The following is a 19,455-nucleotide window of genomic DNA, read 5'->3' as shown; positions in this document are numbered from 1 at the left end:
GCCCCGGCTCGGATCACAAGAGTGAATTAGGAACCGCCGCCCAGAACGGTTTCGTTTGCAACGGCTTCCTGAACCTTGACCAGCTCCGGATCCGACACGAGGCCGTATTCAGCCAGCGGGCCGTCGGGGCCTGCGATCTCGTCTGCAACGAAGAACTCAGCATATTCTTTCAGGCCGGGGATCACGCCGATATGCGCTTTCTTGACGTAGAAGAACAGCGGGCGGGAAACCGGATATTCACCCGAAGCAATGGATTCTGTCGAAGGAACAACGTCGGACATGGTCGCAACCTGCAGCTTGTCGGTGTTGTTCTCGTAGAAGGCCAGACCAAAGACGCCGATGCCGTCTTTGTTGCTGTCGATACGCGCCAGAGTTTCGGTGTAGTCACCGTCGATATCAACCGACACGCCGTCGGTGCGGATGGCGATACAGGATTTCTCGGCCGCTTTTTTCTTGGCTTTGTCGTTGTCACCTTCGGCGGCTGCCAGGTAAGCGTCAAAGTCACCGGTGTGCTCACAACCGGCCAGGATCACCTTGTCCTCAAACACTTCACGGGTGCCGTGCTTGGTGCCCGGAATGAAGGCTGCAATCGGCTGCGCAGGGAAGTTCGGGTTGACCTGATCCCAGGTTTTGTTCGGGTTGTCGACCAGCTGGCCATCAACAACGATCTGAGCCGACAGGGCCTTGTACCAGTCATCAGGGGTGAACTCGAACGAGTTGCCGTTGATGTCGGAGGCAAAAACGATACCGTCGTAACCGATCTGAACTTCGATGATGTCGGTCACGCCGTTTTCGGCACAGGCTTTGATTTCTTTTTCACGGATCTGGCGCGACGCGTTGGCAACGTCGATGGTGTTTTCACCAACACCTTCACAGAAGCGCTTGAGGCCTGCCGACGAGCCACCCGATTCAACAACCGGTGTTGGGAAGTCAAAGTTCTCACCGAAGGCTTCGGCTACGATCGATGCATAAGGCAGAACGGTCGAAGAACCTGCAACTTGAACCTGATCACGAGCAGCAGCAGCAGTGGCTGATACGGCGGCGATAGCAAGCGCCGAAGCCGACAGTTTAACAAAGGACATTTCAGTCTCCTTGGTAGAGATTAGATTTGATCACCCCCATGATGATCTGCGGGCACCCCTAAGCGTCCTGCGTAAGCCTTTTGTGACACGTGCGTAACAGTTTTATGACAAGCACTGGAATTTCAGGTCGGCGAGGCAAAATATCTTAATTTTCTTGACGCCCCCACCCGAAGGCAAAAGCGCGGAAAGTCAGCGCGGCAGAATAACCGTAAAGACCGAGCCTTTGCCCAGATCGCTTTCCACGCGCAGGCGACCGCGGTGGCGGTTTACGATATGTTTCACGATCGCCAACCCCAGACCCGTTCCGCCAAGCTCACGCGATCTGTGGCTGTCGGCCCGATAGAACCGTTCCGTAAGTCTGGGAAGATGAACCGCATCTATGCCCGGGCCTTTGTCGATGATCTTGACCCGCACAGCAGGGCCGCGTGTTGCCGCATCTCGTTCAGAGGTGAGCGCCCTTACCTCGACGCTGCCGCCGCTGCCGCCGTATTTGATCGCGTTCTCAACAAGGTTGGTAAAGACCTGACGCAGCTGATCGCTGTCCCCCGTGACATGAATCGGGTTGTCTGATGTGTCCAGATTCAGCGCCACCTTGGCCTCATCTGCCAGCGGGCGCAAAGAATTCAGCGTCGATTCAAGCAACCCCCGCAGATCGACCTGCTCACTGGGACGGATACGTTCTTCGCTCTCAAGGCGATTGAGAGACAAGAGATCGCCCACCAGCCGGTTCATACGGTTGGCTTCGTCCGTCATGATCTGAAGAAACCGCTCGCGGGCGGCTGTGTCATCGCGCGCCGGACCACGTAGGGTTTCGATGAAACCCATCAAAGCGGTCAGAGGCGTGCGCAGCTCGTGACTGACATTTGCCACAAAGTCCCGGCGCATCTGGCTGGCTTGTTCCAGATGTGTGACATCCTGGAAAATCGCCAGAACGGCTCCACCTTCGACCGCACCGACGCCGTTCAGATAACGACATTGCATGACAAAGGTCGTGTCTTGAGCCCCATCGTTGCTTAGATGCCGAGACTGAGCGGGGCCTTTGGTGCGCAGGCTCTGCTCCATCGCTTCGATAACCTGCGGCTGACGCAGGATCGTGGCAAAGTGACGCCCGACAATGCTTTGGGCCAGCAGCGTCTTGGCGTCTGTGTTTGCCGTAATGATCCGCTCTGTCTGATCTACCATCAGCGCGGGCATGGGAATGGCCGAAACATATTCGGTAAGCAAATCGTCGGTCATGGCGGTATCCCTATTGCTCGGCGCGGGGTGTCACTGGGGACAGGCTCTCGCGGAATTTGCGCATATTGTCCTGATAGTGCAGAGCGCTGAGCGTCAGTTGTTGCGCTGTGGCCTCGTCAAGCTGGCGCACGACCTTGCCCGGCGATCCCATGACAAGAGAGTTGTCAGGGATTTCCTTGCCTTCGGTGATCAGCGCCCCTGCCCCGATCAGACAGTTGCGGCCAATCCTGGCGCCGTTCAACACAATCGCGCCCATGCCGATCAGGCTATTGTCCCCAATCGTGCAGCCATGCAGCATGACTTTGTGCCCGATGGTGCAATTCTGACCAATTGTCAGTGGAAACCCTGCATCAATATGCATGACACAGTTTTCCTGAACATTGCTGCCCTGCCCGACCCGGATCTCTTCGTGATCGGCCCTGATTGTGCAGCCGAACCAGACCGAGGCGCCTTGCTCCAATACCACCTTACCGATCAGATTCGCATCAGGTGCGACCCAGGTATCTTCGTGGATTTGCGGGGCGTGTTCACCCTGAGCATAAATTGTCATGATTGCCCCTCGAATTCCGTTTGCAATGACCTGACATGGTTTTGCAGGTCGGGCTGCTGAATTCTGCGCATACGCTCGGCACTGACAATTGTTTTCAGCTTTTCTTCGGTCGAGTCCAGATCATCGTTGATCAGAACATAGTCATAGTAACCCCAGTGGCTGATTTCATCCCAGCTTTTGAGCATACGCTTAGCGATCACGTCCGCGCTGTCCTGCCCGCGGGTTTCTAGACGGCGGCGCAGTTCGGGAATGGACGGGGGCAGAATGAAAATCGACAGCGCATGTTTGCCCAGTTCCGAGTTGCGGATCTGAACCTCACCCTGCCAGTCGACGTCGAACAGAACATCGCAGCCGTTGTTGATCGAGTTGCGCACAGGCCCGGCGGGTGAGCCGTAGAAGTTACCGAACACATGCGCGTGTTCCAGCATCTGCCCATCGGCGACCTGCTGTCTGAACTCATCCTCGCTCAAGAAATAGTACTCGCGCCCATGTTCCTCTCCGGGGCGCGGGGCACGGGTCGTGGCCGAGATGGAAAACTCCAGCTCCGGGTCCCAGCTCATCAACCTGCGTGCCAGAGTGGATTTGCCTGCTCCTGAGGGGGACGACAGAATGATAAGAAGGCCTCGGCGATGCGCCATTGTTACGTATTCCTGTATCTATTCGACATTTTGCACTTGTTCGCGCAATTGATCTATGACCGCTTTCAGCTCTAACCCCACAGCAGTCAGTTCAGAGTTTTGCGACTTTGAACACAGGGTATTGGCCTCGCGGTTGAACTCCTGCATCAGGAAATCCAGCTTACGCCCCACAGCACCCTCTTGCGATAGCAATGCGCGGGCTGCGGTGACATGGGTGGCCAGACGGTCGATCTCTTCGGTGATATCCGCCTTGACCGCGATCAGAGCCAGTTCCTGCGCAACACGGTCCGCATCTGCGCCTTGGGTGTTCGCCATGACGCGATCAAGATTGTCGCGCAACACCGCCGCCATCTGATCCTTGCGCTGGTCTGCAAGCTCCGCTGCTTGCCCGGTCAACTCATCGATCTGTTCCAGCTGCGCATTGAGCACAGCTGATAGTGCACTTCCTTCCGAGCGTCTCATATCGAGAAATGCGTTCAGCACCGCATCAAACTCAGAGATCAGTTGTTCAACCAGCGGCACGGGATCATCCGCTTCGTTTCCGGCCTCCATCATGCCCTTGAGGGGCAGCAGATCGCTAGCTCGTGAGGGTTCCAGATCGATCCCCTGCGCCTTTGCCATCGCCTGAGTTCGTGCCAGCGCCTCCAGCGCAGCGGCCATTGCGTTTTCGTTAAGCCGAAGGTCCGTCGCCGACTCTTCGCGACTCAGCCGCAATGAAAGCGTGACATTTCCACGATGCATCGACTTAGACAATTTGGCACGCAAGGCCGCTTCCAATCCCGTCAACCAGTCCGGGACCCGTATTCGCAGATCCAGTCCCTTGCCGTTAACGCTGCGCAGTTCCCACGTCCAGCTATGCGGCCCGAACGCCCCTTTACCCGAGGCGAACCCGGTCATGGATTTGATCATGCCTGCCCTTTCATTGACTGACTGTGTCCTGCGCGCCTGCCGCACCTAATGCCATCTGTGGCACAAGGGCAAGACTTCGCTTGCCAGCAACTCCTAACCGAAAGTTAACCATTCGTTAAAGATTTGCTCCAAAATTGAATAAACCCGTGTCAGTCTGTCGGTCACGATGACAGGTTGGCTACCGTGCCCCAAATGCAGAGCATTTTAGGAAAATGGCGGCCAATCGATACGAGGGTGAAAAAATGAAAACCTTTTTCGGCAGTAGTTCCGGGTCAGAATTTGGAAAGATCGTCGCGATGGATCGCTTTGAGAGTGGTCGGAGTCTGTCCCCAGTTCGGCAGGCAGAGGCATATTGGACGGCGCTGCTGGATGGCAGCGGCGTGCCGATGCGTTCGCAAATCGACCCGCGCGGGCTGGAAAACCTGCTGGAATATACCTTCATCCTTGAACGCATCGCACCCGGCTTGGCACGCTTTCGTCTGGCAGGCAGTCATCTCAACAAACTGGCAGGAATGGAAGTGCGCGGCATGCCTGTGACCGCCTTTTTTGAACCCGGCGCGCGGGATGATGTCAAAGACACGTTGGAGCAGGTGTTCGCAGCGCCAGCCGTCGCCGAATTGGAACTGAGTTCAACGGGCAAGTTTGGCCGGACGCGGATGCAGGCCCGGATGATATTACTGCCGCTGCGCAGCGATCTTGGGGATGTCAGCCGGATACTCGGCGTGATGGTCAGTGACGGCGCGGTGGGTGCAACACCCCGCAGGTTTTCGATTGACGGCTCAAAAACGCGTGTTGTCGCGGAAATTCAAGCACAATCCAAGCCGATAAAAAGCGAAAGCGCCGGCTTTGCCGAGGAGCAGACCGGCTTCGGGCATCGGGCCAGTCACCTACGCCTCGTGGTTTCGCGCGATGACTGACATCCAAATAACGGCAGGTTTTACCCTGCCGTTATTTAGTTTGTCATAGCGTTCAACCAGCTGCCCGTTTCACGCGATCACGCCGCAGTTGTGTTAGCTCTTCCGCTACCAAAAATGCCAGCTCCAGCGATTGCGTTGCATTCAGGCGCGGGTCGCAAGCAGTGTGATAGCGTGCAGACAGATCCTCCTCGGTCACGGCGCGTACGCCTCCGGTGCATTCGGTGACATCCAAGCCGGTCATCTCGAAATGCACGCCGCCAGGGATTGTACCTTCAGCCTGATGCACGCCAAAGAAGTCGCGAACCTCGCGCAGGACGGAATCAAACGGGCGGGTTTTGTAGCCAGTGGCTGATTTGATCGTGTTGCCATGCATCGGATCACAGACCCAGGTGACCTTGGCACCCTCTTCCTTGACGGCTTTGACCAGGCGAGGCAGATGCTCACCCGCCTTGCCCGCCCCAAACCGCGCGATCAGGGTCAGACGCCCCTCCTCGTTCTCGGGGTTCAGTTTGGCCATCAGCACCTTGAGGTCCTCTGCGGTCGTCGTCGGACCGCATTTCAGACCGATCGGGTTTTGTACACCGCGACAGAATTCGACATGCGCCCCATCAGGCTGGCGTGTGCGGTCGCCGATCCAGATCATGTGACCGGACCCTGCCAACCAATTGCCCGACGTCGAATCGAGACGGGTCAGCGCCTCTTCATATTCTAGCAGCAGGCTTTCGTGGCTGGTGTAGAACTCCACGGTCGAAAACTCGTGGGTCGTGTCCGCAGTGATGCCGGCAGCGCCCATGAAATCGATCGTGTCCTGAATGCGGTCTGCAATCTCAGAATACTTTTGCACGTCCTGTTGGTCGGTAAAGCCGAGCGTCCAGGAATGCACCATGCTCATATCGGCGAAACCACCGGTCGAGAAGGCGCGCAACAGGTTCAGCGTTGCCGCTGCCTGCGTATAGGCCTTAAGCATCTTACTCGGATCGGGAATGCGCGCTTCGGGCGTGAAGGCCAGTTCGTTGATGATATCACCGCGGTAGCTGGGCAGCTCAACGCCATCGACGATTTCGGTGGGTGCGCTGCGTGGCTTGGCAAACTGGCCCGCCATGCGACCAACCTTGATCACAGGCACTTTGGCGCCGTAGGTCAACACCATGGCCATCTGCAGCATCACTTTGAACGTGTCACGGATTGCGTCTGCACTGAACTGTTCAAAGCTCTCTGCACAATCCCCGCCCTGCAGCAAAAAGGCCTCGCCACGACCGGCGGCCCCCAGATGCTGCTTGAGACGCCGCGCCTCGCCCGCAAAGACCAGCGGGGGATACTGCGCAAGCTGAGCCTCGACTTTGGCCAGCGCGGCCGCGTCGGTATAGTCTGGCATCTGAACCCGGGGCTTGTTGCGCCAGCTCGTTTTTTGCCATTCAGTCATAGCTTTGATCTCCGCTGAGGTATTTCAGAGTGCCTCTATACAAAATGCAAAGAAGAGTGACCATATGCGATTTCGGCCTCTTGACGGGGTAAACAAGCTTTGAGCATGGTGTCTGTCAAATTGCCTGCAGCCATAAGGCCGCAGCCGACGAATCAAGGACAGTTCGCCATGCAAGAGCAACGCCAAGTTGTCACGGTCGACGGTGACGCGACAAAGCCGCTGAATTTCGTATTTGTGCTGCTCGACAAGTTTTCATTGTTGTCGTTTGCGTCAGCGATGGACAGCCTTCGTATCGCGAACCGCATGGCCGACCGCGCACTTTATACATGGACCCTGGCAGGCGAAGGTGGCGAGACTGTTCGCTGCTCGGCAGGCACCACATTCAAGCTGGATGCCGATCTGGGAGAGTTGCAGCGCGACGACGTCATCCTTGTATGCGGGGGCATGGATGTTCAGGCTGCCACGTCCAAGAGGGTTCTGAACTGGCTGCGCCGCGAGGCGCGAAAAGGCCTGCGGATCGGTGGCCTGTGTACTGCGGCCTATACATTGGCCAAGGCCGGCCTGCTCGAGGGCAAGCGCGCGACGATTCACTGGGAAAATGCAGACAGCTTTTCCGAAGAATTTGATACGGTTGAACTGACCAAATCGGTTTTCCTGATTGACGGCAACCGTATGACCACCGCCGGGGGCACCTCGTCTATTGATCTGATGCTAAAGCTGATCGCCAACGACTATGGCGAAGATCTGGCCAATGCAGTGGCGGATCAGTTGATCTATTCTTCAATTCGCACCGATCAGGATACACAGCGGTTGTCGACCCCTACCCGTATCGGTGTGCGGCACCCGAAGCTGAGTCAGGTTATCCTGATGATGGAAAAGAACATCGAAGAACCGATCTCTCCATCCATTCTGGCCAAAGATGTCGGCATGTCGACCCGACAGCTGGAGCGCCTGTTCCGACGCTATCTGAGCCGTTCACCAAAGCGGTATTATATGGAACTGCGCCTGCACAAAGCGCGCAATTTACTTATGCAGACGGATATGAGCGTCATCAACGTGGCGCTGGCCTGCGGGTTCGCCAGCCCGTCGCATTTTTCGAAATGCTACCGCGCGCACTATAATACAACGCCGTATCGAGAGCGTGGCGCGCAGGCCGGGCGGTTGTCGGTGTAACCTTTGACGCAATCGCGCCTAAAGCTCTTTTGTAAAGTAGTGCAGATGCGGCCTTAGCATCGGCTGGTCCAAATAGGTCGTCGTCTCGATCGGCGTGTCCTGTTCGACGAATCCAAGCTTGGGATAAAGGTCACGCATTTCAATGTTTGGTGTCAGCGTATCGGCGACAAGACGTTTCAACCCCATATCTCTGGCCGCGTTTTCACGGGCCTCAATCAACGCACGGCCTGTGCCGGTTCCACGCGCTGCTTTGGTGACAAAAACCCGCTTTAGCTCGCCTGTCCAAACATCGAGACGCTTCATCATTCCGCATCCGACAAACTCTCCTGCTTTGTTCTTGGCGACAACCAAACATCCGTTCGGAGGCAGATAGTCCTCTGCGTTGGCCCAGAACTCAGCAAGCGCGCTTTCAGGCGCGGCTGGATCGAACTCAAAACCTTTGTCGCCCATTCTTTGAACGATAAGGTCGTAGTATTGTGAGAGGAGGTCGTTGAGTTTTTCCTTTGGCGGCAAGCTTGCGCAAAGCTCTATTTCAAAATCACTCATCCATGATTGCTCCCATCCATATCTCTATTGTGGCGGATTCTGACCAAGAAATCTATTTCTGGGGCGTTAACCTATACACTGCTCCCTGACCAACCGAGATGAACCAGATCGAGCCGTCTTCGGCTTCGATTATATCGCGAACGCGTTCGGTTTGCGGGCCTTTGATCTGTTCAACTTGCTGCAAAGGCGTTCCGGCCAGACGCGCGATATAGTCAAATTTGAGCGATCCGACAAAGATGTCGCCCTTCCATTGCGGCCAGAGCTTGCCCGAATAGACCAGCAACCCGGACGGCGCGATGGAGGGGTCCCAGTAGAATTCAGGCTGCTCCAACCCCTGCTTGGTTGTGCCTTCACCTATTTTCTCACCGGAATAATGCGTGCCATATGAGATGACGGGCCAACCATAATTTGCACCGGCGCGAACGAGATTGACCTCGTCACCGCCTCGGGCCCCATGCTCTGACACCCACAGGCGGCCCTGATTGTCCAGACCAGCCCCTTGCGGATTGCGGTGGCCATAGGACCAGATTTCCGGGCGAACATCCGGGGTGCCAACAAACGGATTGTCTGCTGGAACCGTGCCGTCACGATTGATGCGTATGACTGTTCCCATATGGTTTGATCTGTCCTGCGCCGCCGGCCTGTCCCCACGTTCACCGATGGTGACAAACAGCGTGCCATCCTGCGCCTCAACAACACGCGAGCCAAAGTGCCGTCCACCCGATCCGCCCGGGACCGCTTCGAAGATGGTTCTGACATTGGTCAGTCTCTTTCCGTTTTCAGACAGGCGCGCAACGGCAACAGCAGTGCCCGCGCCGCCGCTCTGCGGCTTGGCGTAGGTCAGAAAGAGTTCACGACTTTGGGCAAAATCCCGGGCTGGCGTGACGTCCAGCAATCCGCCCTGCCCCTGCGCGGCAACTTCGGGCACGCCGGATACCTGGTTTGTCTGACCGTCCCTTACAAAGAGAAGATCACCATCTCTTTCCGTCACAACAAAGCTTCCGTCAGGCAAGAGGCCGACGGCCCACGGGGCGTCCAGCCCGCCGACCATTTGGGTCAGCTTCAGCGGCCCTGCCGAGCTTTGCAAAACATCCGCCCGGACTGCGGTGCCGAACACAAGCAAGATAAGAATCGTGCAAACTCTGATCATCATCAGTCTCCGGTTTCAGGGGGGCATTTGGCTGATGCCCCAACTCTATCAAAACAAATAGAGTTACCGCGTGCAAAAGCACTTTTCCGTTAGGACTTTTCTTTTTCTGACGGCTTGCCTAGGGTCTTGCCCAGAACGCTTACGTTCCAACTAGGGAGTAACCATATGAAAAAGCTGCTTACTGCAACTGCAGCAACCGCCCTTCTGGCTGGCACCGCAATGGCGGACGACGTCAAACTGGGTGTCCTGTTTGGCTTTACCGGTCCGATTGAATCGCTGGCACCGGCAATGGGTTCAGGCGCCGAAATGGCGATGGCCGAAGTCACCGAATCCGGCAAACTGCTGGATGGTGCAACCGTTACCGCGTCACGCGCTGACACCGGCTGTATCGACAACGGTCTGGCCACGTCGAACGGCGAACGCATGATCGCCGATGGCGTTGCAGGCATCATCGGCGGTGACTGCTCGGGTGTGACCGGCGCCATTCTGCAGAACGTCGCCATTCCCAACGGCATGGTTATGATTTCGCCGTCGGCAACATCGCCCGGCCTGTCGACCATGGAGGATAACGGTCTGTTTTTCCGCACCGCGCCGTCTGACGCGCGCGAAGGTCAGGTCATGGCCGACATCCTGAAAGATCGCGGCATCAACTCGATCGCCCTGACCTACACCAACAATGACTATGGCAAAGGTCTGGCTGACGCGATCAAGAGCTCGTTCGAGGCTGCCGGTGGCGAGGTAACCATTACGGCAGCGCACGAGGACGGCAAAGCGGATTACTCGGCCGAGGTTGGCGCGCTGGCGTCAGCCGGTGGCGATATCCTGGTTGTTGCGGGCTATCTTGATCAGGGTGGTCTGGGCATCATTCAATCGTCTCTGGACAGCGGCGCGTTTGACACGTTCGGTCTGCCAGGCGGCATGATCGGTGACTCGCTACCTGCCAATGTCGGCCCGGACCTGAATGGTTCATTCGGTCAGATCGCCGGTTCTGGCGGCGAAGGTGCTGAAAAGTACTTTGCTTTGGCCGAAGCTGCCGGCTTCGACGGCTCGTCCCCTTATTCGCCTGAATCCTACGACGCGGCTGCGCTGTTTATGCTGGCCATGCAGGCTGCAGGATCAACCAGCCCTGCCGACTATGGCGGCAAGATTCTGGACGTCGCAAATGCGCCAGGCGAGAAAATCTATCCGGGTGAGCTGGCCAAAGGCCTTGAGCTGTTGGCTGCCGGTCAGGAGATTGACTATGTCGGTGCATCCGGTGTTGAGCTGATCGGCCCCGGCGAAAGTGCGGGCTCATATCGCGAGATCGAAGTCACCGACGGCGAAAACAAGACAGTCAACTTCCGTTGATCCTGAACTGACAGTCATAACAATAAGCAGCCCGGGCCTTGTGCCCGGGCTGTTTCAATGAAAAAAGACCGCACCTCTTTAAATGGGGAAGCGACAAGAACGCCGAAACGGCGGCTAGGGGAAAAGATGATCGTCGTCGAAGACGTGCACAAGCATTTCGGCGGGTTTCATGCGGTGGATGGGGCATCGCTGGAAATCCAGAAAGGTTCGATCACCGGTCTCATCGGGCCAAATGGGGCCGGAAAGACCACTCTGTTCAACGTGATTGCGGGCGTTCTGCCACCGACCAGTGGCAAGGTGCTCATGGATGGCGAGGACATCACCGGCCTTCCGCCGCACGAGCTGTTTCACAAAGGCCTGCTGCGCACGTTCCAGATCGCACATGAATTTTCATCGATGAGCTGCCGCGAGAACCTGATGATGGTGCCCGGCACGCAATCAGGCGAGTTACTGTGGAACACATGGTTCGGCCGCAAACGCATCGCCGATGAGGAACGCGCGCTGAAGGCCAAAGCAGACGAGGTGTTGGAGTTCCTCACCATCGAGCATCTGGCCGATCACAAGGCCGGTCAGGTTTCGGGCGGGCAGAAAAAGCTGCTGGAGTTGGGGCGCACAATGATGGTCGACGCCAAGATCGTGTTCCTGGACGAGGTCGGCGCGGGCGTAAACCGCACCCTGCTGATGACCATTGCCGATACGATCCTGCGTTTGAACAAAGAGCGCGGCTATACCTTTGTGGTGATCGAACACGACATGGATTTCATCGGCAAGATCTGCGATCCGGTCATCTGCATGGCTGAGGGCAAGGTTCTGGCCGAAGGCACACTGGACGAGATCAAGGCCAATGAGCATGTCATCGAGGCGTATCTGGGCACCGGCCTGAAGAACAAAGACAAGCTGGAGGCCCAGACATGACCGCTGGCATGAGTGATAACCCTTATCACGATGACAAGGGCAACAAGGACGCCTCGATCACCAACACCCATGGTGTTGGCACGATGACACCAGCGCATAAAACCAGCGGCAAGACCCACTATGTCGGCGGTGGCCCCTTCCTGATCGGCGACACGATGACCGGTGGGTACGGCAAAGGACCCGACATCCTGCACGATTGCACCATCGCCGTAGACAAGGGTGAAATCGCCGTGATCGTTGGGCCAAACGGCGCCGGAAAATCCACCGCAATGAAAGCTGTGTTTGGCATGCTCGACGTGCGCGCAGGTGCCGTACGGCTGGACGGCGAGGATATTACCAACCTGTCACCTCAGGATCGGGTGATGAAAGGAATGGGCTTTGTGCCGCAGACCTCGAACATCTTCACCTCCATGACCGTGGAAGAGAATCTCGAAATGGGCGCGTTCATCCGTCGCGATGATATCTCGGAAACAATGGATCAGGTTTATGACCTTTTTCCCATTTTGCGTGACAAACGCAATCAAGCAGCCGGCGAACTGTCGGGCGGTCAACGCCAGCAGGTTGCCGTTGGCCGCGCATTGATGACCCAACCTAAAGTGCTGATGCTGGATGAGCCAACGGCAGGTGTGTCCCCTATCGTGATGGACGAGTTATTCGACAGGATCATCGAAGTCTCTCGCACTGGTCTGCCGATCCTGATGGTCGAACAAAACGCCCGCCAAGCATTGGAGATTGCCGACAAAGGCTATGTATTGGTGCAGGGGCGCAATGCCTATACCGGTACGGGCAAAGAACTGTTGGCCGATCCCGAAGTGCGTAAGAGTTTCCTTGGGGGATAAGTTGAGCCCCTTAGTCGACGTCGATTAGCTTCGATAACCGCCACCTCTATTTGACCGGACCCCAATATCGTTTAGGGGGCCGTTCAATGCGCGGTATTGGCAGGAGGTCATTTCTTTGGCTTTGCTCGCTTGTTTGACCGATCTGATCTGAGAGCACCTTGGGCAGTCGCAACAATTCCATGGCTCGGCTGCAATCCGGTCACATTATGCTATTAGCGCCGGTCGCTGTGAAGGAAACGGTTTCCCGGAACATCAAACCTAGCTCCGTGAAATCAAGCGAACCTTCTGAATGAAAAACTTTGTTCAGGATCCTAAAATGAAAAAATTGATATTGGTGGCCGTTGCCACGCTTGTTGCCACTGCCGCAACCGCAGAAGAACGTCACTTTGTATGCATTTCTGACCGTGATGGCAGCGAAGTACGCCTCAACCGATCGGCCGAAGGTGATAAAGGAAGCATTTCAACTACGAACATCAAAGGAGAGGCGACAGTTTTTAAGGGTGTGGGTAACATGACCTTTATGCATATCGAAGATGCGGATGTGATGACCTTCGTCGTTCATCTGGATGACATGTCATATGATCTCTCGATCAAAGGTCCACATGCTGGGCACGATCACGGCAGTTGCACCGAAGTTGACGCGTGACCTCTAGGTTTGCCCAGCAAACACAGTGTTGATCAGATCTCTTTTATCACATGAAATCAACTGGATGTGAGGGTAACCTGCCCTCACTTTTGTCTTTGAAATCCTTGTCTAGAGTGAAAAGGCAGCCAGCATATCTGGCTGATGCATCTCTCTAATACCCTGTTCCGCGCTTTACGTTAGCGCGGGCCAAACCCACAAGGATCTCTGATGAAAAACCTGATTGCCCTGACGCTCGCCCTAAGCCTTCCTTCGTTCGGCCAAGCAGCAGGAGGAGGCCCGCTTGACGGAGCGGATTTCGTTGTCACATGTGTCTCAGACCAGGGGGGCGGTGCCGTGACATTGGCCAGATCAGGTGCCACAGATGCCGGATTTATCGTTACCGATCAAATTCGGGGTGAGGCCAAGATTTTGTCAGGCGTCAACTCGCTGACTTTTCTGCATATTATGGACCGGGATGTTGTGACATTTGTCGTCGACTTCACCGATCTGAGCTATGATATGACGCTCAAGGGTCATCTGACCTCGCATGATCGTGGCACTTGCAGCGAACCTGTGAACTGAACATTCCCACAAGCGCCGGTTTTTCGGATGGAGCAACGAAAAAGAGGGCACATTATGTTGTGTCCCTCGACCCCGTTATGCCATAAAGCCGCACCCGGACAGTGAGAAGAATACATGGACTTACTCAACGCGCTTGTGGCGCTTGCGAACTTTGTGGTCGTGCCAGCGGTGGCTTATGGCAGCCAACTGGCTTTGGGCGCATTGGGCGTAACGCTGATCTATGGAATCCTGCGGTTTTCGAACTTTGCCCATGGCGATACGATGGCCTTTGGGGCGATGATTGCGGTTCTTGTGACCTGGGGGTTGCAGGCCGCAGGGATCGGATTTGGTCCCTTGCCGACGGCCTTGCTGGCCCTGCCCTTTGCGATACTGGGCTGTATCGTTCTGGTGCTGATCACCGACCGACTGGTGTACCGCTTCTATCGCGAACAGAAGGCCAAGCCTGTCATTTTGGTGATTGTGTCCATGGGTGTCATGTTCATCATGAATGGTCTGGTGCGTTTCATCATCGGACCTGACGATCAACGCTTTTCCGATGGTGCGCGGTTTCTGATCAAGGCGCGGGATTTCAAGGCTTGGACTGGCCTGAGCGAGGGCCTCGCCATTCGCACATCGCAGGTCATCACCGTTGTTGTCGCAGTCGCAGCCGTGGCCGCGCTGTTCTGGTTCCTCAACAAAACCCGGACCGGAAAATCCATGCGCGCCTACTCCGACAATGAGGATCTGGCGCTGCTGTCCGGCATCAACCCCGAGCGTGTCGTAATGATCACATGGATCATCGTCGCAGCTCTGGCGACCACCGCAGGAGTTCTCTACGGATTGGACAAGAGCTTTAAACCCTTTGTGTATTTCCAGCTTTTGCTGCCTATTTTTGCCTCGGCCATCGTCGGCGGCTTGGGCAGTCCGCTGGGCGCGATCGCAGGTGGGTTCATCATCGCGTTTTCCGAAGTCACCATCACCTATGCCTGGAAAAAGGTGCTGACATATGTCGCGCCAGAAAACCTTGCGCCGTCGGGTTTGGTTCAGTTCTTGTCGACCGATTACAAATTTGCGGTCAGCTTTGTCATCCTTCTGATCGTGTTGCTGTTCCGGCCCACGGGATTGTTCAAGGGGAAAACGATATGAGCGAGGTGACGAAAAACGCCGTCCTGTTCGTTGTTGTTGGCTCACTTGTCCTGCTGAGCGGTTTTACCCAAAGCTGGAACACCGCAATCCTGATCCTGAATATGGGGCTGATCTCAGCCATCATGGCGATTGGCGTGAACCTGCAATGGGGTTTTGCCGGGCTATTTAATGTTGGGGTAATGGGCTTTGTCGCCTTGGGGGGACTTGGGGTTGTTCTGGTTTCGACGCCGTCAACTGCCGGTGCGTGGTCAGCAGGAGGGTATGGTATCGTTCTGGCCTTGCTGCTGGGTGCTGCCACTGTTGTCGCCGCGGTATTGGTTGCTCAGAAAATGCCAAAGGGTCGCCTGCGAACTCTGTCTATCATCGCTGTGCTGATTGTGGGTTTCTTTGCCTATCGTGCGATTTTTGACCCGAGTGTCGCGGCGGTTGAGGCAATCAATCCGGCTGTAGAGGGGAACATTGGCGGTTTGAATCTGCCGGTTCTTCTCGCCTGGCCCGCAGGTGGTCTGCTGGCCGCGGGTGCCGCTTGGTTGATCGGAAAAACTGCGCTGGGTTTGCGTTCGGACTATCTTGCGATTGCAACGCTTGGGATTGCCGAGATCATTATCGCTGTACTCAAGAACGAGGACTGGCTGGCCCGGGGTGTAAAGAATGTCTACGGCATTCCACGCCCTGCCCCTGTCGTGGGCTATGAGATCGAACTGCAAAACGATCCTTCTTTCATCGAACGCGCGGCGTGGTTGGGACTTGATCCAGTGACAGCCTCGACCCTGTCTGTGAAACTTGGATATTCGCTGCTGTTCTTGATCGTACTATTGGTCTTGCTTTGGATGGCGCAGATGGCGTTGAAAAGCCCATGGGGCCGTATGATGCGCGCCATTCGGGACAATGAAGTCGCGGCTGAGGCGATGGGCAAGGACGTGACCCGCCGCCATTTGCAAATCTTCGTCCTGGGCTCGGCAATCTGCGGGATTGCAGGGGCCATGATGACGACGCTGGATGGTCAGCTGACCCCAAGCGCCTATCAACCCCTGAGATTTACCTTTCTGGTCTGGGTTATGGTGATTGTCGGCGGGTCAGGGAATAATTTTGGCTCGGTCCTTGGGGCTTTCTTGATCTGGTTCCTCTGGGTTCAGGTTGAACCGATCGGTCTTTGGGTCATGGATCTGATTACCTCTGGCATGCCCGAAGGAAGTGCGCTCAAGGCCCATTTGCTGGACAGTGCCGCCCACATGCGACTTTTCACCATGGGGCTCATTTTGCTGATTGTTCTCAGATTCAGCCCAAGAGGTCTGATTCCAGAGAAATAGCTCGGATTTCCCCCGAATATGGAGACCGCGCCGAGATTTCGGCGCGGTTTCTTGATTCAAAGCCAAAAAATGAATACACGGATTCATCGTCGGTAAAGCAGTTTGTGCCAGTTTGCCAAACTAAATCCCTTTGCACCCACACGGCGGTACACGACGTCGATCTGATCCAAAAAAAGAACACAGGCAAATCATGAAAGTTTCTCTTGTTAAATCAGCGGCCTGGTTGCCAGTTCTGGCGATCTTGGCCGGTTGCATTCCCACTCCGGAACAACTGGAGTCGACACCTATCAAGGTTCAAACACCCAAAGGTGTGGTGACCTGCCAGCTGTATCGACTGGACCGCACATCTTGGGACCGCGCCGTCGATTTCCCGGCGACGAAGATGACCGTTCCAGAAGCGGATGCATATTGTAAACAGGAAGGTCAGCGCCGCCTGAAAGGCTGATCCCGGCTTGGCCCTGCCAGAAATGGCAGGGCTTGTGTTGCGGTAACTACCTGTTTTTGAACAACCCGCCCAAAATACCGCGCACGATACGGCGGCCGGTAGTTCCCTTGAGCTCTTTAACAACCGCCTGGGTCATTGCGGTTGCAAACGTATCCTGCTTGCGCGCACGCGTTGCAGTGGACCTGCTCACTCTTTTGCCCGTGTATCGGCGCGCCGAGGCATATTCGCGCTCCATCGGGCTTTGTTGTGCCATGACCTCTTCGGACTCAGCCGCTTCGGCGGCTTGCGCGGCCTGATCCGCCCGCGCCTGCAATATCTCAAACGCAGACTTCCGATCCATCGGCTGATCATACTTTCCGGCCATCGCCGAGGCGGACATGATTGCTTTCCGCTCTGCCGGTGTTATCGGACCAAGCTGGGATCCGGGCGGGCGGATCAATGTTCGCTCGACCATCCCCGGAATGCCCTTTTTTTCCAGCATCGAAGTCACCGCCTCGCCCACGCCAACCTCGCGTATGGCCGTTTCGGTGTCAAATTCAGGATTTTCGCGATAGGTCTCAGCAGCCAACCTCAGATTCTTACGGTCTTTCGCTGTAAAGGCCCTGAGCGCGTGCTGAACACGATTACCCAACTGGCCCAGGATGTCCTCGGGAATGTCTGCCGGGTTTTGGGTTATGAAATATACCCCAACCCCTTTGGAACGAATGAGGCGCGCGACCTGCTCGACCTTATCGACCAGCACCTTTGGTGCATCCTCAAACAGCAAATGCGCTTCGTCGAAAAAGAAGACAAGCTTGGGCTTCTCGGGGTCACCCACTTCGGGCAGTTCTTCAAAAAGCTCGCTGAGCAGCCAAAGAAGGAAAGTTGCATACAGGCGTGGTGACCCCATCAGCTTGTCTGCAGCCAGAATGTTGACCATGCCCCGCCCGTTTTCGTCGGTTCGCATCAGGTCGGCCAATGCCAGCGCCGGTTCACCAAACAGCTTGGTGCCGCCCTGGTTTTCGAGAACCAGTAATCGCCGCTGTATGGCACCGATGGAAGCCGTCGACACATTGCCATATCTCAGGGACAGCTGCGCTCGGTTCTCGCCGATCCACACCAGAAGTGCCTGAAGGTCTTTCAGGTCGAGCAGCGGCATACCTTCTTCGTCAGCCACCCGGAACGCTATGTTCAGAATACCCTCCTGTGCCTCGCTTAGCTCCAGCAGACGTGAGAACAGCAACGGGCCCATTTCAGTGACGGTGGTGCGCACGGGATGACCCTGCGCGCTAAAAAGATCCCAGAACGTCACCGGGCAGGCTGAGTATGAGAAATCCGAGAACCCAATCCGAGCGGCCCGTTCCATAAACGTCGCGTGAAGTTTGTGGTCCGGGCTGCCAGAGAGCGCCAGACCAGACAAATCTCCCTTCACATCAGAAAGAAATACCGGGACGCCGGCTTGCGAAAATCCTTCGGCCAGGATTTGCAAAGTGACGGTCTTACCTGTTCCGGTCGCCCCGGCAATCAGACCGTGGCGATTTGCATATTTCAAAGTCAGTCCTTGCGCTATGCCATAGTCTGGACCGGCGCCTCCGACAAAAATGTTGTTGCTCATTGGTATTCTGTCCTGAAATTCATCGACCTTAGGCAAGCATACAAACTTAACCTTTGACTGCGATAGTCAAATTCGCTGCCTTTGCGGAGGCAGTAACTTCCTCCCTGTCGACTGGCCGTGCCTTTGGGCACGGCTTTTTTCCTGTTATATTGATATGATCAAAACCGTTCCATTAAATTTCAGGATAGCAGTTGACCAAGCGCCTCCCCTTTCGTAACGTCTGCGCATAAATAAGTCGGCTAGTCCGACGGGGAGATACTTTTTAAGGGGAGCCGCTTTGCTGGCTCCCTTTTTCGTGATCGGGTTTACGGCAGAATTCGGCACAAATTCGATCAATTCGTGTGGCAACAAAAGGTTTGATCCTGACACTGCGAGTTTGGGATGTTACACGAAGAAAAAAGGCTGGATCAGCACAATGAGGCATTCATGATCAAGAAACTACTTCCACTCAATTTGGTGGCCGCTGCGCTTTGCTTTGGTGCCGCTCACGCCCAAGAGGCCAATCAGGACGCACAGGCAGAGACTGGCACAACAGAGGCTCAGGCCGGGACGGATCTCGATCTGGGTGAATCTGGCCCCCGGGTCGGTGAGCAATACACGAAGGAAAAGTCGGGAGATTGGGACGTGTCATGTCTCAAGGTCGAAAACGGTGAGGATCCCTGTGCCATGGTGCAAATCCTCAATGGTCAGCAAGGTGAACCAATCGCTGAAATTACCGTCGGGAAACTGCCGGCAGGTGGTGCGGCTGTTGCATGGGCAAACGTCATAGTTCCCCTCGAGACGCTTTTGCAGGCGCAGCTGGCGCTGTCGATAGATGGCGCTCCACGCAAACTCTATAACTACCACCACTGCCTCCCGGTCGGGTGCGTTGCCCAGCTTGGTCTGACGCAGGGTGACATCGATGCAATGAAGGCTGGCTCTAAGGCTGTCTTGTCTTTGGTTCCGGCTCGGGTTCCGGATCAGGTGCTGAATATGGACATGTCCCTGAGCGGGTTCACGTCAGGTTTCGATGGGCTCAGCGTTAACGTCAACTGATCAAAAAACTGCCT

20 protein-coding genes are annotated in these 19,455 nt (G+C 55.9%); 11 read left to right on the top strand and 9 right to left on the bottom strand.

What is annotated here, in order from left to right; genetic code table 11:
• Positions 1 to 26: 26 nt before the first annotated feature.
• The 5 genes from ACR0I7_RS04515 to ACR0I7_RS04495 all read right to left on the bottom strand — a co-directional run bounded on the left by ACR0I7_RS04515 (position 27) and on the right by ACR0I7_RS04495 (position 4,415).
• Positions 27 to 1,082, bottom strand: a complete 1,056-nt coding sequence (locus ACR0I7_RS04515) for a substrate-binding domain-containing protein (RefSeq protein WP_480508843.1) — start codon at positions 1,080 to 1,082, stop codon at positions 27 to 29.
• A 189-nt stretch (positions 1,083 to 1,271) separates the two neighbouring features.
• Positions 1,272 to 2,318: an ATP-binding protein gene (locus tag ACR0I7_RS04510; RefSeq protein WP_480508841.1), complete on the bottom strand. Its 1,047-nt coding sequence runs from the start codon at positions 2,316 to 2,318 to the stop codon at positions 1,272 to 1,274.
• 10 nt (positions 2,319 to 2,328) lie between these two features.
• The gene (locus tag ACR0I7_RS04505; RefSeq protein WP_480508839.1) at positions 2,329 to 2,868 is read right to left on the bottom strand and encodes a gamma carbonic anhydrase family protein; all 540 of its coding nucleotides are present in this window, start codon (positions 2,866 to 2,868) and stop codon (positions 2,329 to 2,331) included.
• On the bottom strand, positions 2,865 to 3,506 hold the full coding sequence (gene gmk, locus ACR0I7_RS04500; protein ID WP_480508837.1) for a guanylate kinase: 642 nt from the start codon (positions 3,504 to 3,506) through the stop codon (positions 2,865 to 2,867). The genes ACR0I7_RS04505 and gmk overlap by 4 nt, the downstream gene beginning before the upstream one ends.
• 18 nt (positions 3,507 to 3,524) lie before the next feature.
• Positions 3,525 to 4,415 (bottom strand): YicC/YloC family endoribonuclease, encoded by an 891-nt coding sequence (locus tag ACR0I7_RS04495; RefSeq protein WP_480508835.1) that lies wholly within the window; start codon positions 4,413 to 4,415, stop codon positions 3,525 to 3,527.
• A gap of 242 nt (positions 4,416 to 4,657) precedes the next feature.
• Between ACR0I7_RS04495 and ACR0I7_RS04490 the strand changes: the two genes are divergently transcribed.
• On the top strand, positions 4,658 to 5,332 hold the full coding sequence (locus ACR0I7_RS04490; RefSeq protein WP_480508833.1) for a PAS domain-containing protein: 675 nt from the start codon (positions 4,658 to 4,660) through the stop codon (positions 5,330 to 5,332).
• A 52-nt stretch (positions 5,333 to 5,384) separates the two neighbouring features.
• Here ACR0I7_RS04490 and ACR0I7_RS04485 read toward each other — a convergent pair whose 3' ends face one another.
• The gene (locus ACR0I7_RS04485; RefSeq protein ID WP_480508831.1) at positions 5,385 to 6,755 is read right to left on the bottom strand and encodes a class II 3-deoxy-7-phosphoheptulonate synthase; all 1,371 of its coding nucleotides are present in this window, start codon (positions 6,753 to 6,755) and stop codon (positions 5,385 to 5,387) included.
• 168 nt (positions 6,756 to 6,923) lie between these two features.
• On the opposite strand from ACR0I7_RS04485, the gene ACR0I7_RS04480 reads away from it, so the two are divergent.
• Positions 6,924 to 7,928, top strand: a complete 1,005-nt coding sequence (locus ACR0I7_RS04480) for a GlxA family transcriptional regulator (RefSeq protein WP_480508829.1) — start codon at positions 6,924 to 6,926, stop codon at positions 7,926 to 7,928.
• A gap of 18 nt (positions 7,929 to 7,946) precedes the next feature.
• On the opposite strand, the gene ACR0I7_RS04475 is transcribed toward ACR0I7_RS04480, so the two are convergent.
• Entirely contained in the window at positions 7,947 to 8,474 is a 528-nt protein-coding gene (locus ACR0I7_RS04475) for a GNAT family N-acetyltransferase (protein ID WP_480508827.1), read from the bottom strand.
• 52 nt (positions 8,475 to 8,526) lie between these two features.
• Positions 8,527 to 9,624: a PQQ-dependent sugar dehydrogenase gene (locus ACR0I7_RS04470; protein WP_480508825.1), complete on the bottom strand. Its 1,098-nt coding sequence runs from the start codon at positions 9,622 to 9,624 to the stop codon at positions 8,527 to 8,529.
• Between the two features lie 165 nt (positions 9,625 to 9,789).
• Here ACR0I7_RS04470 and ACR0I7_RS04465 point away from each other — a divergent pair, with 165 nt between their 5' ends.
• The 8 genes from ACR0I7_RS04465 (at position 9,790) to ACR0I7_RS04430 (ending at position 16,812) form a co-directional block, all read left to right on the top strand.
• Positions 9,790 to 10,971, top strand: coding sequence for an ABC transporter substrate-binding protein (locus ACR0I7_RS04465; protein ID WP_480508823.1), 1,182 nt, complete (start codon positions 9,790 to 9,792; stop codon positions 10,969 to 10,971).
• Positions 10,972 to 11,097: 126 nt separating this feature from the next.
• Complete coding sequence (locus ACR0I7_RS04460) at positions 11,098 to 11,886, top strand: ABC transporter ATP-binding protein (RefSeq protein WP_480508821.1); 789 nt, start codon at positions 11,098 to 11,100, stop codon at positions 11,884 to 11,886.
• An 8-nt stretch (positions 11,887 to 11,894) separates the two neighbouring features.
• Positions 11,895 to 12,725 carry an ABC transporter ATP-binding protein gene (locus ACR0I7_RS04455; protein ID WP_480508819.1) on the top strand — a complete coding sequence of 277 codons (831 nt, stop codon included), beginning with the start codon at positions 11,895 to 11,897 and terminating at the stop codon, positions 12,723 to 12,725.
• A gap of 316 nt (positions 12,726 to 13,041) precedes the next feature.
• Complete coding sequence (locus ACR0I7_RS04450; RefSeq protein ID WP_480508817.1) at positions 13,042 to 13,371, top strand: hypothetical protein; 330 nt, start codon at positions 13,042 to 13,044, stop codon at positions 13,369 to 13,371.
• A 207-nt stretch (positions 13,372 to 13,578) separates the two neighbouring features.
• Complete coding sequence (locus ACR0I7_RS04445) at positions 13,579 to 13,932, top strand: hypothetical protein (RefSeq protein ID WP_480508815.1); 354 nt, start codon at positions 13,579 to 13,581, stop codon at positions 13,930 to 13,932.
• 114 nt (positions 13,933 to 14,046) lie between these two features.
• A complete protein-coding gene (locus ACR0I7_RS04440) occupies positions 14,047 to 15,057 on the top strand; it encodes a branched-chain amino acid ABC transporter permease (RefSeq protein WP_480508813.1) in 1,011 nt (336 codons plus the stop codon).
• Complete coding sequence (locus tag ACR0I7_RS04435; protein ID WP_480508811.1) at positions 15,054 to 16,367, top strand: branched-chain amino acid ABC transporter permease; 1,314 nt, start codon at positions 15,054 to 15,056, stop codon at positions 16,365 to 16,367. Before ACR0I7_RS04440 ends, ACR0I7_RS04435 begins: the two co-directional genes overlap by 4 nt.
• 190 nt (positions 16,368 to 16,557) lie before the next feature.
• Positions 16,558 to 16,812: a hypothetical protein gene (locus ACR0I7_RS04430; RefSeq protein WP_480508809.1), complete on the top strand. Its 255-nt coding sequence runs from the start codon at positions 16,558 to 16,560 to the stop codon at positions 16,810 to 16,812.
• A gap of 46 nt (positions 16,813 to 16,858) precedes the next feature.
• Here the strand turns inward: ACR0I7_RS04430 and ACR0I7_RS04425 are convergent, their stop codons facing one another.
• Complete coding sequence (locus ACR0I7_RS04425) at positions 16,859 to 18,406, bottom strand: helicase HerA-like domain-containing protein (RefSeq protein WP_480508807.1); 1,548 nt, start codon at positions 18,404 to 18,406, stop codon at positions 16,859 to 16,861.
• A 426-nt stretch (positions 18,407 to 18,832) separates the two neighbouring features.
• Here ACR0I7_RS04425 and ACR0I7_RS04420 point away from each other — a divergent pair, with 426 nt between their 5' ends.
• Positions 18,833 to 19,441: an invasion associated locus B family protein gene (locus ACR0I7_RS04420; protein ID WP_480508806.1), complete on the top strand. Its 609-nt coding sequence runs from the start codon at positions 18,833 to 18,835 to the stop codon at positions 19,439 to 19,441.
• The last annotated feature ends 14 nt before the right edge of the window (positions 19,442 to 19,455 follow it).

The sequence above is a fragment of the Ruegeria sp. AM1 genome, assembly GCF_056540745.1.
The sequence above is the reverse complement of the archived record's forward strand: the minus strand, read 5'-3'. Positions and strand labels throughout refer to the sequence as shown.